This is a genomic window from Polaromonas sp. P1_A2 (assembly GCF_056406895.1).
This window is the reverse complement of record NZ_JBFTZI010000003.1, coordinates 275,038-290,023: the sequence shown is the minus strand read 5'-3', so window position 1 is coordinate 290,023 and position 14,986 is coordinate 275,038. Positions and strand designations below refer to the sequence as shown.

The 14,986-nt window shown below is 65.9% G+C and carries 8 protein-coding genes; 5 read left to right on the top strand and 3 right to left on the bottom strand.

The annotated features are described in order from the left end of the window. Window positions 1-48: 48 nt before the first annotated feature. The 4 genes from AC1D09_RS13420 to AC1D09_RS13405 all read left to right on the top strand — a co-directional run bounded on the left by AC1D09_RS13420 (window position 49) and on the right by AC1D09_RS13405 (window position 3,515). Complete coding sequence (locus AC1D09_RS13420) at window positions 49-771, top strand: FkbM family methyltransferase (protein ID WP_477661175.1); 723 nt, start codon at window positions 49-51, stop codon at window positions 769-771. A 17-nt stretch (window positions 772-788) separates the two neighbouring features. After that, window positions 789-1,952, top strand: coding sequence for an AI-2E family transporter (locus AC1D09_RS13415; protein WP_477661174.1), 1,164 nt, complete (start codon window positions 789-791; stop codon window positions 1,950-1,952). A gap of 191 nt (window positions 1,953-2,143) precedes the next feature. Then, complete coding sequence (locus AC1D09_RS13410; RefSeq protein WP_477661173.1) at window positions 2,144-2,920, top strand: TerC family protein; 777 nt, start codon at window positions 2,144-2,146, stop codon at window positions 2,918-2,920. Further along, window positions 2,913-3,515, top strand: coding sequence for a tRNA-uridine aminocarboxypropyltransferase (locus AC1D09_RS13405; protein WP_477701093.1), 603 nt, complete (start codon window positions 2,913-2,915; stop codon window positions 3,513-3,515). The genes AC1D09_RS13410 and AC1D09_RS13405 overlap by 8 nt, the downstream gene beginning before the upstream one ends. Window position 3,516: 1 nt before the next feature. Here AC1D09_RS13405 and AC1D09_RS13400 read toward each other — a convergent pair whose 3' ends face one another. Next, complete coding sequence (locus AC1D09_RS13400; protein WP_477661171.1) at window positions 3,517-4,134, bottom strand: ABC transporter ATP-binding protein; 618 nt, start codon at window positions 4,132-4,134, stop codon at window positions 3,517-3,519. A 101-nt stretch (window positions 4,135-4,235) separates the two neighbouring features. On the opposite strand from AC1D09_RS13400, the gene AC1D09_RS13395 reads away from it, so the two are divergent. Beyond that, window positions 4,236-4,706 (top strand): group II truncated hemoglobin, encoded by a 471-nt coding sequence (locus AC1D09_RS13395; protein ID WP_477661170.1) that lies wholly within the window; start codon window positions 4,236-4,238, stop codon window positions 4,704-4,706. A 516-nt stretch (window positions 4,707-5,222) separates the two neighbouring features. Here the strand turns inward: AC1D09_RS13395 and AC1D09_RS13390 are convergent. Then, entirely contained in the window at window positions 5,223-6,533 is a 1,311-nt protein-coding gene (locus AC1D09_RS13390) for a P-loop NTPase family protein (RefSeq protein ID WP_477661169.1), read from the bottom strand. Between the two features lie 305 nt (window positions 6,534-6,838). Then, window positions 6,839-14,986 (bottom strand): glycoside hydrolase family 94 protein, encoded by an 8,148-nt coding sequence (locus tag AC1D09_RS13385; RefSeq protein ID WP_477661168.1) that lies wholly within the window; start codon window positions 14,984-14,986, stop codon window positions 6,839-6,841.

Here is a 14,986-nt window from a genome sequence, read left to right as displayed (position 1 = left end):
CTGCATTCCCCGGTTCTATTTTTTCCGTTTCCTGTTTTCCCTCTCCACATGCCCCCACACGCCGATTTCACCCAGCGCCACATCCACCGCTTCAGCAACCAGCCCGCCGTCGAGCAGCAGCTGGTGCGCGACTTTTTTGCCGGCAAACCCGGTTTTTACGTGGATGTGGGCGCCAACGACCCGGTGCTGGACTCCCAGTCCCAGCACCTGGAGGCGCTGGGCTGGACCGGCCTGCTGGTCGAACCCGACCCGGATTGCTGCGCGCTGCTGCGCCAAAGCCGCAAAGGCACGGTGATCGAAATGGCCTGCTCCAGCCCCGAGAACGCCGGCAAGCTGCTGCAGCTGAACCGCGCGGGCCCGCACTCGACGCTGGAAGACCGGCCCATCGCGCTGGGCGCGGTGGTGCGCTCCACCGTGGCGGTGCGCTGCGAAACCCTGGACACCATGCTGCGCGAGCACGGCGCGCCCGTGGGCTTTGATTTGCTGTCCATCGACATCGAGGGGCATGAGCTGGTCGCCCTGTCGGGCTTTGACTTCGCGCACTGGCAGCCCCGGCTGGTGCTGATCGAGGACCACGTCACCCACCACCACAAACATGCGCTGATGCAGCGCAACGGCTACCAGCTGCTGCTGCGAACCGGCCTCAACAGCTGGTACGTTCCGGCGAAAGCGTCCTACACGTTTTCCTGGGCCGCCCGGTTTGAATATCTGCGTAAGTACTACCTGGGGCTTCCATCGCGGAAGTTTCGCTATTCGCGCCAGGCGACTTGAACGGACACGGGGGACACATGACACAGGAAGAAGCCGACTCGACGAGGCCGGCCGACGCGGCCCTGGCCGCCGAAACGCAGCGTGTGCTTCTTCACATGCCGGTCGATATCCGCAACATGTCGCTGGTGGTGCTGGCCGGCCTGGCTTTCCTGTTCGTGCTGCACTGGGCCAAGGCCGTTTTTATCCCGGTGATGCTGGGCGTGCTGTTCAGCTATGCGTTTTCGCCGGTGGTCAACTGGTTTGAAGCCAGGCGGGTGCCGCGTTGGCTCAGCGCGGCCGTGCTGCTGCTGGCGATTCTGGGCGGCCTGGGCGGCGCCGCCTGGTCGCTCGGTGACGAGGCGACGCAGCTGGTGGAGGCGCTGCCGGCGGCGGCGCAGAAGTTCCGCCAGGCCGTGAAGGCGCGCAGCGGCCGCTCCGACAGCGCGCTGGAAACCGTGCAGAAAGCCGCATCGCAGATAGAGCAGGCCGCGCAGGAGAGCTCGGCACCCGGCACCACGCGCGGCGCCATGCGTGTGGTGGTCGAGCCCGCGCGCTTCGACATCAGGCACTACCTGTGGTCGGGCACCGTCGGCCTGATCGCGCTGATAGGCCAGGCCACGGTGGTGGTCTTCCTCACCTACTTCCTGATGATCTCGGGCGACACCTTCAGGCGCAAGCTGCTCAAGCTGGCGGGCGACAGCCTGAGCAGCAAGAAGATCACGCTGCAGGCGCTCAATGAAATCACCGGCCAGATCCAGCGCTACCTGCAGGTGCAGCTGCTGACCAGCGCGCTGGTGGGCCTCATGACCTGGCTGGCCTTGCTGGCCCTGGGCCTGGACAACGCCGCGGTCTGGGGTGTTGCGGCGGCCGTGCTGAACCTGGTGCCCTACGTCGGCTCGCTGGTCACGGCGGCCGGCTCGGCGCTGGTCGGATTTTTGCAGTTCGGCTCGCTCAACATGGCGCTGGCCGTGGGCGGCGCCTCGCTGCTGATCCACACCCTGGTCGGCAATCTGCTCACGCCCTGGTTGACCAGCCGCGCCAGCCGCATGAACCCGGTGGCGGTCTTTATCGGGCTGTTGGCCTGGGGCTGGCTGTGGGGTGTGTGGGGCCTGCTGCTGGGTATTCCCATCCTGATGATTGTCAAGGCGATTTGCGACCGGGTGGAAGACCTGAAACCCATCGGTGAATTTCTCGGGTCTTGAAGGCCCCCACGCCGGGATAGGGCCCCCACGGTCGTTCGCTTCGCGTAGCTTTCAGCTTCTCCCTGCCCCTTTCATCACGAAAGGGGCCGCCCGCCCTGCGGCCCGGCAAAGCCGGTTCCGCGGCTCATGCTGGTATAAGAATTCGGCGAACGCTTAATAATCTCGACGCGTTAAAAGAAAGAGGTAATGCCATGATGGAACTGCTGACCGACCCGCAAGCCTGGATTGCCTTTGCCACCCTGACCGCGCTGGAGCTGGTGCTGGGCATAGACAACATCATCTTCATCTCCATCCTGGTCGACAAGCTGCCCAAGGCCAAGCAGGAGCTGGCGCGGCGCCTGGGCCTGTTCATGGCCATGTTCATGCGCATAGGCCTGCTGCTGGTGCTGTCGTGGATCATCGGGCTGGTCGAGCCGCTGTTCACCGTGTTCAAGCAGGAAATCTCGGGTCGCGACCTGATCCTGATCGCGGGCGGCCTGTTCCTGATCTGGAAGAGCACCGGTGAAATCCACCAGTCCATGGAAGGCGAGGAAGGCCATGCCTCGAGCGCCGTCAAGGCCACTTTTGCCGCCGTGATCGTGCAGATCATGATCGTCGACATGATTTTTTCGCTGGACTCCATCATCACCGCGGTCGGCATGGTCGACAGCATCGCGGTCATGATCGCCGCGGTTATCGCCTCGGTCGGCCTGATGATGCTGTTCGCGCCGGCCATAGGCCGCTTTGTCTCCACCCATCCGACCATCAAGATGCTGGCCCTGTCCTTCCTGGTGGTGGTGGGCGTGGTGCTGATCGCCGAAGGCCTGGACCACCATGTGCCCAAGGGTTATGTTTACTTCGCCATGGCCTTCTCGGTGGCGGTGGAAATGCTCAATATCCGCATGCGGCGCAAGACCGCCCAGCCTGTGCACCTGAGGAACGCCTATTCGGCGGAGGGTGATAAGGCGGCGGACAGCCCCCGTGACTGAGCCGGCGGGTCGCGCGGCCTGCGGCGTCTGCCTGCGGCCGCAAAGCGCCTGCACCTGCCCTTGGATCACGCCGGTGGCGCATGAAGCCGAGGTGCTGGTCCTGCAGCACCCCATGGAAGCGGACCATGCCAAGAACACCGGCCGCCTGCTGCACCTGAGTTTGCCGCGCAGCCGCATGCTGATGGGGGAAACGTTTGAAGAAGCCGTCCTGCACGCGGCGATGGCCGAAACGCCTGCCTATACAGTGCTGCTGTACCCGCCCACGCCGCAGGACAATGAAGCGCCTGCCCTGGACACCGAACAGCTTAAGGACCCGTCGCGTGTCCGCCTGGTGGTGCTGGACGCGACCTGGCGCAAGAGCCGCAAGATGCTGCACCTCAACCCGCTGTTGCGGCGGCTGCCGCGCCTGTCGCTGGAGAATGTGCCCGCGTCGGCTTACCTGATCCGCAAGGCCCACAAGCCGGGGCAGCTGTCGACACTGGAGGCGGCTTGCGCGGCACTCGCGCAGCTTGAAGGGGACGCTGGTCGCTACCGGCCATTGCTCCAGGCCTTTGACGGCTTTGTGGCGCAGCAACAGGCTTTTATTCCGAAGTAGTTCAGTCGCCCAGGTCGATCACGCCGGTCAGCGGAACACCGCTTGGGGCCGCATAGTCCGCGACCACTGCCGCGCGGCCAGCTTGTGTCGACATAGCCTGAAGCTGTTCTTTGACAAAGGCAATCGAAGGCGCATCCAGCGCGGCGAAGGGTTCATCAAGCAGCAACAGCGCCGCGCCCGAGGCAAACGCCGCAGCCAGCCAGACCTTGCGTTTTGATCCGGTGGACAGCATGAAGAGCTGCTTGTGCAGGTGCGATTCCAGGCCCAGGCCTTCGACCAAGGGGGCCAGCACCATCTCATCAAAGCCGGGATAACGGTCGCCCAGGGATGCAAAAAATTGCGGCGGCGTGAGCTGGTCGAAGTCGGTGCTGCGCGGCTCCATCCAGAACAGCAGCCGGCGATAGGCCTCAGGCTGCTCTTTCAGCGACACGCCGTTCAGCTGCAACTGCCCCGCATCGGCAGCCAGGGCGCCCGCCATCAGGCGAAGCAGCGTGCTTTTGCCGCGCCCATCGCCGCCTTGCACCAGCGTGACGCCGGGTGGAATGGTGGCGGACAGGTGGTCGAAGAGTTCCACCGTGGGATTGGGGTAGCGAAAGCTGAGGTTTTTAATGATGAGCACGGCGGGGTGTCTGGTAGGCGCTACCTGGTGAGGCGGAAGCAAGCGCTGATGTTAATCTGCGAATTTTCTGACTGTACCCCGCAACCTGCCAGGAAATAGCCATGCCAGATCGCACCATCCCCAGCCTTTATGAATGGTTAGGCGGCATAGACGCCCTGACCCGCCTGACCACGCGCTTTTATGAACATGTGAAGAAGGATGATGTGCTCGGACCCGTCTTTGCGCACATGGGCGGCGAGCATCCGGCCCATGTCGCCGCTTTTCTGGGTGAAGTGCTGGGCGGGCCGGCCACGTATTCGGAACAGCACGGCGGCCATCCGCATATGATCCGCCAGCATTTGAACCGGCACCTTGACCAGGCACAGCGCCGCCGCTGGGTCGGCCTGCTGCTGGAGACGGCGGACGAGCTGGGCATGCCCGATGACCCCGAGTTCCGCTCGGCCCTGGTGGGCTACCTGGAGTGGGGCTCACGGCTGGCGGTCATCAATTCGCAGCCTGGGGCCACTGTCGATCCCGACGCGCCCATGCCGCGTTGGGGCTGGGGCGAGGTCAAGGGTCCGTATCTCGGCTGATTGCTTCGTTCAAGCAAGAAACCATCCCCGAGCAATGAAAAAAATACGTTTCACGCTATTGGCGCTGATTTTTTTATCGCTGCGGTGCGCCTTCCGTGGACCTACTGGGAACTTGCACGGCTTGTGATGCGAGGCGAGGCACCGCCGAATTTGGCGTGGCTCGTTCCGAAAAACTACGCCGATCTGGTGGGGTGGTTAATGGGAATGACAGTCTATTTTTGGGCTCCGATGGCCGTGGGAATGGGTGGGCTCGGGGGAGGCTTTCTTCTTGTCATGGGATTTAGAAGGCCCGAGTCCGAGAGAAACAGGCCCTGGGCCGCAACCCGGCCTGACTGACACGGGCGACAGCGGCACCACCAGTGCCCCCGGCTTGGAATACAACCGCGATGCTGTCCGCAGGCGCGCGAACTCTCCACGCGGCGCCGGGCTTCAATGTCACGGGAGCGTCGAGAGCACTCGTGTGTTGCAGATGCAACTGCTTTGCTAAAAAGCTAGATGAGTTGAATCATGGATAGATTATTTTTCGAACTCATCCATGGGACAAACAATTTCATCCATGACTTCTTTCAGGTTTGCATTCTTTAGAAAAAAGTAGAACGTAGAGTCAACGACCTTGAGTTGTCTGGAGTTTGAGTCATAAGCTATGACCGGTGGGCTAATGCCCTTGCTGGATTGAACTTCCGTCAGGCCCTTGAGTACGGCGGTGAGTTGTGAGCCCTTCAGGTCGTCTTTTCGATGGTGAATTTGCTTGATGGAGTGCATGAGTGCCTCCTTGCTAATTCCGCCATTAAATCCCTCGAAACCGATTCCAAGGATGTGCATCACTATGTAGTACTGCAAAAAATATGGCAGAGGCGCGTCTTTTTGTATGAGTGCGCCATTGCCCGATGCGATTGCCTCAAGATTCCTCAGGTGACGGCCGGAATATTCCTCTGTTTTTCTTGCCACAGCTCTTTGAAATGCCGATGGATCATCAATGCTTTTTTTGTCAAAGGAACTCTTCGACACGCCGCTTTCCTGGCATGTTGTTTTGAGTAATTCTTGAAATACCCCTACGCTGTGAAAAGCGTTGCTGATGCAGTCCGAGATGATTGAATCAGCAAAGGATATGTTCAGAATTGACGCTCCTTTGTCGGCAATCCGTTTGAAATCTTCGTCGCTCCAGGGTTCAACTGGAACCTCCAGTATTCTGTCCTGCAGCTCTCCGTTGTATTGCGCAAGCCTGTTTGCCTCTTTCCATATTCCAAGAATGATGAATCTTATTTTGAGGTCTTGAAAAGTGCGCAAATCATAGGAAAAAGCTCGTTGTAAATCTTCCGGCAAATAATGAAAATTTTCCAGGATGACTACCTTCTTGTTTCCAACTCGGGTAATTAAATCCGCAACGTCATCAGGCAACTCAAGGTTGAATTCAATTTCCTCGTACTTGTCTTCTAGTTTCGTATTTCTTTCTTTTTCTATCCCCGCTTCAACTTCCCCTTTGAGGATAAGTGCCACTGCACCCTGTATGGATGCTTTCCCTTTCACCTTGCTGGCATCGCCCGTACCTTCGGAGTAAGACGTTTTTAGCGATACGTCTGATTTTCGGAGAATGGATTGGTATATGTCTTTTAGAGTCGTGCGCGGAGACAGGCTTATTACTATGTTGTTGTCGTAGTCAATATATTTCTTGACCAGCGCCGTTTTCCCTTGCTTTGACGCGCCGTACACAATTATTTGTTTATCAGTGCGGAGCGCGTCATTGAAGTTATCGTCAACATGCGGCCTTTCTATATAGCTCGCTACAAGTTTCCCGCTGACTCCGAATACATCTTCCAGATTACCCATTCTTATCTTTCATATTCATTGCGGGGATACCGACCACGGTACCAATTGAATGGCATTTCGCCCTGATCTCGGGTGAAATTTTTGTCGGGCTTGCGGACGGGCCAATCGCCCTTGTGCATCGGACAATTCTAGGTGGCTCTTTCTTCAAGGTACATCCTCTAAGTGGAGGGCGCACGATAGCGAGCGTTCAAGAGGCGGGCAATCGAATTGGAGGGCAAGGGGTTTTGATGAATATGTTCATCAGCGACCCATTTGGCAACTGGCTGATGTTTACGAACGCCATCAGCAGCTGATCGCGTCGCGGATCAGGTCGCCGCTTGCACCAGCAACCGTGTGTGTTCCGGTAACTCCGCCAGCTGCAACACTTGGCCTGGCGCCACCACGCGGTCAGCCTGAAAGTCGTCTTGAGCCGCAGCGCCTTCACGCTGCCAGCGAACCGTCAGCGCATGGCCCTGCACATTGAGGGCGATCTCAAACGACGGCCAGTGCGCCGGCACACAGGGGGCCAGCGAGAGTTCGCCCTGCTGCACACGCAGGCCCAGGATGTTTTCCAGCGCGGCGCGGTGCAGCCAGGCGGCCGAGCCGGTGTACCAGCTCCAGCCGCCGCGGCCCACATAGGGCGCGGTGCCGTAGATGTCGCCGGCCATCACATAGGGCTCAAGCTCGTAGGCCGGGCCGCGCTGCGGGTGCGCGCCGCGGTGGGCGGGGCTCAGGGCCTGGAAGCTCTCCCACGCGGCCTCGGCGTCGCCGGTGGCGGCCTGGGCCATCATGGCCCAGACGGCGGCGTGTGAATACTGGCCGCCGTTCTCGCGGACACCGGGCGGGTAAGCCTGGATGTAGCCGGGGTTGTTGGCCGAGTGTTGCAGCGGCGGCGTGAGCAGGTGCAAGAGGCCGGCCTCGTGGTCGACCAGCTGATCATTCATGGCCTGCATCGCAGGTACCGTGAATTCGTCGCTGGAGGCGCCGGAGAGCACGGCCCAGGCCTGGGCGATCAGGTCGATGCGGCATTCGCTGTTGGCGGCCGAGCCCAGCGGCGCGCCGTTGTCGAAAAACGCGCGGCGGAACCAGGCGCCGTCCCAGCCGTCCTTGTGCAGTGCGCCGATCCAGCCCTGGCGCGCGGCCAGCCAGCTGTCGGCGCGGCGGGTGTCGCCGCGCGCGCGGGCCAGCGGCTCGAAGTCCTGCACCACGCGGCATAAAAACCAGGCCAGCCACACCGATTCGCCGCGGCCCTCATGGCCCACGCGGTTCATGCCGTCGTTCCAGTCGCCGGTGCCCATCAGGGGCAGGCCGTGGGCGCCGATGGACAGGCTGCGGTCCAGCGTGCGCGCGCAGTGTTCGAACAGCGTGGCGCTTTGCGCGCTGGCTTGCGGCGCGTAATAGGCATCTTCCGCGCCTTCGGGAATCGCCGGGCCGTCGATAAAGGCGATCTGCTCGTCGAGGATGGCCGCGTCGCCGGTGACCGCGACATACCAGGCGCAGGCATAGGGCAGCCACAGCAGGTCGTCGGAAAAATGCGTGCGCACGCCTTCGCCGCCGGGGGCGTGCCACCAGTGCTGCACGTCACCCTCGGGGAACTGACGCGAGGCGTTGAGCAGGATCTGCCGGCGCAGGCGGCCGGGGTCGGTGAGGGCAAAGGCCATGGCGTCCTGCAACTGGTCGCGAAAACCGAAGGCCCCGCCGGCCTGGTAGAAGCCGGCCTTGGACCACAGGCGGGACGCCAGGGTCTGGTACAGCAGCCAGCGGTTGACCAGCGCGTCGAACAGCGGGTCGGGCGTGCGCACCTGGACCTTGCCCAGCAGGCCGGCCCACCAGGCCTTGACCTCTTGCAGCGCCGCCTGCGTGTCGCGGCCTTGCCAGGCGCGGGCCAGATCCCCGGCCTGGGCCGCATCGCCGGCGTGGCCCAGCACGAAGCTCAGCGTGAGGCTTTGGCCCGGCTGCAGGCTGAAGTCGCCGGCCAGCGCGGCGCAGGGGTCTATGCCGCCGGCGGCGTTGCGGCCCAGGGTGGCGGGCGGCGCGAGCCGGCCGGCCGCGTCAAAAAACTCGCTGCGGTCGCAAGTCCATTGCGGCGCTTGCGGCAAACCGGCCAGCGCCAGGAAGGCGGTGCTGCCACCGAAGCCGGCGCGGCTTTCGCGCTGCTGGCCGAAGACGGCATGGAGTTCGGCGTCTTTGGCCCGCCAGGTGTGTACGGTGCGGCGTTCATGGCGTGCCGCACCCATCTGCCACTCCACCATGGCCAGGGCGCGCAGGCGGCGCACGTCGCTTCCCTGGTTGTGCAGCTGCACCTGCACGCATTTGACGGCGTCCTTGAGGTCGGCGAACCAGGTGGCCTGCACCTTGAGCGTGCCGTGCAGGCGCTCCAACACGCTGTAGCCCTGGCCGTGGCGCACGCGGCAGGATGCCCCGGGCTCGGTGGAGGCGCCCAGCGGCAACAGTTGCTGGGTGTCCAGGTCCTGCAGCAGGTAGTGCTCGAAGCTGGGGTCGGTGACCGGGTCGTTGGACCAGGGCGTGAGCTGGTGCAGCCGGCTGTTGCCGGCCCAGGTGTAGCCGGTGCCGGTTTCTGAAACCTGGAAACCGAAGGAGGCGTTGGCGATCACGTTGACCCAGGGCCGCGGCGGGCGGTGCAGGGCATCGGCCTCGAACTGGAATTCGCCGCTGGCCGGGTCAAAGCGGCCTTGCGGCGTTTGCGGGAGCTGCGCCGCCCGCGGGCTCGGCGGTATTGGGGCCGCGCCGGCGCGGCTGGGCGCGCCGCCCAAGGCTTGCAGGGCGCCGGCCTGCTGCTCCAGCGGCCGGCCGTCGGCCGCGAGGATGAGGCGGGCCAGGCCGGTCAGCGCGGCTTTTTCGGAGGGCACGATCTCCTGCTCGCGCAGCAGGAAAAAGCCGCCCGCGTCGCTGCGCGGGAAACTGTTCTCGGCCTGCTGCAGCGTGCGGTCGCGCAGCGCGAGGATGTCGCGCTGCAGCGGCATCAAATAGGCGTTGGCCTCGCTGTTGAGGATGACCACATCGGCGGCCAGGCCGCAAAAACTCCACCAGGGCTGGGCCCGCAGCAGCGCCTGGACCAGCGCCATGCCGTCGCTCGAGTGGATCAGCACCAGCACGATGGGCTTGTCGCCGGACAGGCCGAAGCGCCAGAGCTGGCGCTGGTCGATCAGGCCGCGCCCGGCCGCCGGCCGGGCACAGCTGTACATCAGCGCGGTGTTGATGTCCTGCAGCGCGGCGTTTTCGCCGGGGCCCACGCCCAGGTCGCGCAGCCGCACCTGGGCCAGGGTGGCGGCCATGCGGGTGGCGCGCTCCACGTGCATGGGCTGCAGGTATTTGTCGATGCGTGCCGCCAGCTCGTCCTTGTCGGCCGCGGCGGCGGTGGCAAAGCTGAGCCGGGCCAGGCCGCCGGCGGGAATGCGTATGCGCACGCGCAGGCCGGCCACCGGGTCCAGTCCGTTGATGGGCGCGCCGCCCTCGCCGTGGGCTTCGGCCAGCAGGGCCGGCTCGCCGGCCCCCCGGTTGCGGCCCAGGAAGGCGCGCCGGTCCGAGATGAAGTCGATGGCGCGCACGTTGGCCTCGGAGTCGGCCAGGAAATGCGCCACCGCCATGGCCGGGTCGCCCTGCAGCCGGGCTTTGCGCGACAGCAGCAGGGCGCGCCATTCGGAATGCCACTCGGTTTGCACGAAGAGGTTGGAAAACGCCGGGTGCGCTTCGTCGGCGCGCGGGTCGGTCAACACGGCCTCAAAGCAGGAAACGAGCTCCAGCGTCAGCTCGGCATCCGAGACGTTGCGCAAGCTGACGGTGCGCAGTTCGGTGTCGTCCTCGGGGCTGACCAGCACGGTGAGCGTCGCCTCCAGCGTGCTTGACGCCATCTCGAACTGCACGCGGTCGGCCAGGAAGGTGGCCTGGTAGCGCCAGTCCGGGTGCGGCGCCGGGTGCTGCGTGAGCGAGGAGACGCGGTCCTGGCCGGCGAGCCGCAGGTAGATGAAGCTGCCGCAGGCGTCGCGCAGCGGGTCGTCGCGCCAGCGCGTGATGTTGTAGGTCCTGTTGCCGGCACGCCAGCGGCTGACGCCGGCGCCGTTGGCGCGCAGCGCCACGCTGTAGCGGCCGTTGGACAGCAGCTGCGTGGGTTGCCAGCCGGGCGCGGCGGGATCGACCGCGCGCGAATGGTAGAGCCGGGCTTCGGCGGCGTCCTCGGGCTCGGGCAGCGCGCGCGGGTCGGCGCTTTCGATGATCTGGCGCGGGGTTTTTTCGTGCAGCAGCGAGTCAAAGGACTGCACCAGCGGCGCCGAGGCGAACCAGCGGCGCGGCGCCTCGTCGCACAGCAGGTTGCACAGCGCCACCAGCGACATGCCCTGGTGGTGCGCCATGAAGGTGTTGACCAGGCTCAGGGCCTGCGCGCCGGGCTGGCGCGCGACGGTGAAATCCAGCGCGTCGATAAAACCGTACTCGCCGCGCGCGCCCCGCTGCTCGAGCCGGCGCAGGTTGGCCGCGGCCTGGCGCGGCATGAACTGGGCGGCCATGATGCTGGCATAGGGCGCGACCACGCGGTCTGTGGGCGGCGTGCGGCGCAGGGCCAGGCGCGGCACGCCGAAGGGCGAGTACTGGAAGGCCAGCGTGTGGTCCTGCGCGAAATAGGCCGATTCCGACACCCCCCAGGGCAGGCCCTGGGATTCACCATAGGCCTGCTGCTCCCTGATTGCGGCCAGGCCGCAGACATGCAGCAAGCCTTCATCGGGTTCGCTCATGACCAGCGAGGGCATCAGGTATTCGAACATGGAGCCCGACCAGGATTTGAGGCCCGGCGTCACGCCCACCGTGAGGAAGGCGCGGCCCAGCGCCTGCCAGTGGCGGCGCGGCACGTCGCCCTTGGCGATGGCCAGGAAGCTGGTCAGTCGCGCCTCGGAGGCGATCAGGTCGTAATAGCTCGCGTCCAGCGCCTGCTCGTGCACGCGCAGGCCGATGTGGAACAGGTGGCGCTTGGCGCTGTAAAGGCCGCTGAAGTCCATGGCCATGCACAGGCGCTCGCAGCGCCCGGCCAGCTGCATGAGCGTTGCGGATTCGGCCCCGGCGGTGTCCGGCTGCCCGGCCAGCAGCCGGCAGTTCTGCGCCACCGCCAGCAGGTGGCCCGCGAGGTTGCCGCTGTCGACCGTGGAGACATAGGCCGGCGGCAGCACCTGCAGCGTGCGGGTTTCATACCAGTTGAGCAAATGGCCCTTGTGTTTGGGCAGGGCCTCCACGGTGTCCAGCGTGGCGGCCAGGCGCGCGGCCATCTCGGCGGTGGAGATCCAGCCGAACTCGCGCGCGCAGGCCGCGGCCATCAGGTACAGGCCTATGTTGGTGGGCGAGGTACGGTGGGCCAGCGTGGGCTCGGGCTCCATCTGCAGGTTGTCGGGCGGCAAGTGATGGTCCTCGGGGCCGACGACGCGCTCAAAAAAGCCCCAGGTCTGGCGCGCCAGTTTGAGCAGGTAGTCGCGGTCCTGGTCGCTGGGCACGGTGCCCGGGTCCGGCGCCTTGGGTTTGCTGCCCCACCACGCGGCCAGCGGCGCCAGGGCCCAGAGCACAAACAGCGCGGGGCCCATGAGCGGGTGCGGGCTCCAGCAGGCGGCCGCGGCAAGCGCCAGGCACAGCGCGGATACGCCGGCATGGCCGCGCACAAAAGCGCCCGGCGTATAGCGCGCCGAGGCCTGGGCCTGGGCCGCGGTGGTCCACTGCAGCAGGCGGCGCCGGCTGGCGGCCATGCGCCAGAGCGCGCGCGTGATCGCGTCCAGCAGCAGCGCGGCCTGCACCGCCAGCTGGCTGAACTGCCACAGGGCCTGCGCCAGGGCGCGCCCCACGTCGCGCATGCCGATGTCGAAGAAATGCAGCCAGGCGATGCCGCGCCGTGTGGGCACCAGCCCGGCGAGCGCGCCCGTCAATGGGCCGACCAGGAAGGCGAGGAAGGTGAAGGCGATCGCCGTTCCCGGCGGCAGCGCGCCGGTGAAAACCACCCAGGCCAGCAGCGCGAAGCCGGCCGGCACCACCAGCGAGCGGCGCAGGTTGTCGGCCATGCGCCACAGGCCCAGGGCATCTATGCCGAAGCTTGGGGCGCGCAGCATCAGCGGCAGCAACTGCCAGTCGCCGCGCGTCCAGCGGTGCACGCGCGAGGCGGCCACGCCGGCATGGTGCGGCTGCTCCTCCATGAGCACCACGTCGCCGGCATAACCGCAGCGCGCGATGCTGCCCTCGAGCAGGTCGTGGCTCAGGACGGCGCCTTCGGGCAGGCGCTGGTCCAGCACGGCGTGCACGGCTTGCACATGCAGCAGCCCCTTGCCGGTGAAGCTGCCCATGCCGAACACATCCTGGTAGAGGTCGGAGGTACCGCTGCTGTAGGGGTCCAGGCCGCGCTGGCCGGCGAACAGGGTGTGAAAGGGCGAGCGCTCGCGGCGCGCCGGCAAGGGCGTGGCCACGCGCGGCTGCAGGATGCCGTAGCCGGCGATGACGCGCCGGCTCTTGCGGTCCACCTGCGGCGTGTTGAGCGGGTGGGCGGCAATCGCCACCAGCTCGCGCAGGGCGCCGGCGGGCAGGCCGGTGTCGCTGTCCAGGGTCAGCACATAGGGCGTGCCTTCGGCCAGCCGCATCTCGGTGCCCGCCGGCGTGAAGGGGGAGGCCGCGCGTTCGGCCAGGTGCCGCAGCAGCATCTCGAGCTTGCCGCGCTTGCGCTCCCAGCCTATCCAGCAGCGCTCCGTGGCCGACCAGCTGCGCGGCCGGTGCAGCAGCACAAAGCGCGCGGGCTGGCCCTGGGCCGCGGGGTAGCTGGCGTTGAGGGCGCGCAGCCGGGCCAGCGCGTCGTCGAACAGCGCCTGGTCGCCGGGTGCGCGCTCGGTGTCGGCATCGGCCCAATCGCTCAGCAGCGCGAACTGCGCGTTCGCTTCGCGGCTGGCCAGCCAGTGCAGCTGCAGCCGGCGCACCAGTTCTGCGTTGGCCGCTGCCGACGTGAGCATGCAGGGAATCACCACCAGCACGCGGTGCTCGGGCGGGATGCCGGCGCCGAAGTCCAGGCGGGCCAGCGGCTGTATGCGGGTCGACTCGGCGATCAGCCGGTGCATCAGCGCGACCACGGCTTCCGAGGCCGGCAAGGCCATGAGCAGTACCGCCACCCAGCCGGTCCAGTGCAGGGCGGCCAGCGGATGCGCGGCCCAGGCCAGCAGCGCGGCGGTGCCGGCGAACCACGCCGCGGCGAACAGCGGCAAACGCCAGGCGCGCGGTGTCTGGGCGGGCGGCAGGGGCTTGCGCGGGCCGGCGGACGGGCGCAGCGCGGCTTCGAGCAGCGGGCGGCCCGGCCCTATCAGGTAGTAGCCGGCGGTGCGCGCCACCATGGAGTTGTTGGGCTGGCGTGCGGCGGCCAGCACGGCTTCGGCGACGGCGCGTTCGGACTTGCCGGCCTGCTGCGCCAGCCTTTCCATGGCGCGCGTGATCTGCTGGCGCGTGACCTCGCTTTCGCGCGAAAAACTCGGCAGGCGGCGCAGCACCTGCAGCGAGTGGCTCACGGGCTCTATCAGCTCCGCCCATTCGACCTGGCCTATGAGCCGCAGCGTGGTGATGATGTTGCCGACCGTGAGGTTGGCGGCCACCTGCACGGTCTGGCCTTCACCTATCATGCCCAGGCCGTCGGTGCAGTGCTGCGCGGCCCAGCGCACCAGCGGCAGGGGTGGCGGCGCGTCGGGCTCGGGGTGGCCGGCCGGCATGCGCTGCCAGAGCTGGGTCAGGTAGCTGCGCTCCAGGCCGTGGGCCTGCATCAAGGCCAGCAGCTCGTCGAGCTCGCGCAGGCTCAGCGCTTCGGCCTTGTCCCAGGCGGCGTGGGCCACCTCGCGCGCGACCTTGCTCCAGGCGATGCGGTCGGCCATGCGGCGCAGGTTTTCCAGCAGCACCACGCGCAGGGTGGTGGGCAGGGCCCAGAGTTCGCCGAGGTTGAGCTCGCTGACTTCCTGGTAGGCGTGCAGGAAGGCGGTGAACAGGACGGGGTCGAGCACGCTGTCGGTGTGGGCCACATAAGCCCAGGCGATGCCGTAGACGCGCGACAGGCCCTGCAGCGGTTTGTCGGCCAGCTTGGGCAGATCGGCGTAGTAACGGTGCGGCACGCCGTCCTGGATCTGCTGCAGCTGCGCCTCGACCAGGTGGAAGTTGTCGAGCAGCCATTCGGCCGCCGGCGTGACGTAATGGCCGCTGCGGGACGTCAGCGCGATGTAGTCGTAGGCCAGGCGTATGGCGGCGATGTTTTCCTGCACGCGCGGGAAAAACGGCGGGCCGGCGCCGGCGCTGCCGGCGGGCAGCACGCTTTGCGCCGCGGCCAGGCTGCGGCCGTGTTCCTCAAAACGCTGGGCGCCGAACAGTTCGGCGCGTATGGGTTGCTGTATGTCGCCGCGGGGGGAGGCGAGAAGGTGCCGGGCGTAGGCGCTTAAGGTGTCCAGCCGCTCGATGACCGGCGTAGTCAC

Bases quoted from the DNA above. Each gene is read 5' to 3' on its own strand.
- AC1D09_RS13420 (WP_477661175.1), top strand. From the start codon at position 49: ATGCCCCCACACGCCGATTTCACCCAGCGCCACATCCACCGCTTCAGC.
- AC1D09_RS13415 (WP_477661174.1), top strand. From the start codon at position 789: ATGACACAGGAAGAAGCCGACTCGACGAGGCCGGCCGACGCGGCCCTG.
- AC1D09_RS13410 (WP_477661173.1), top strand. From the start codon at position 2,144: ATGATGGAACTGCTGACCGACCCGCAAGCCTGGATTGCCTTTGCCACC.
- AC1D09_RS13395 (WP_477661170.1), top strand. From the start codon at position 4,236: ATGCCAGATCGCACCATCCCCAGCCTTTATGAATGGTTAGGCGGCATA.
- AC1D09_RS13390 (WP_477661169.1), bottom strand. From the start codon at position 6,533: ATGGGTAATCTGGAAGATGTATTCGGAGTCAGCGGGAAACTTGTAGCG.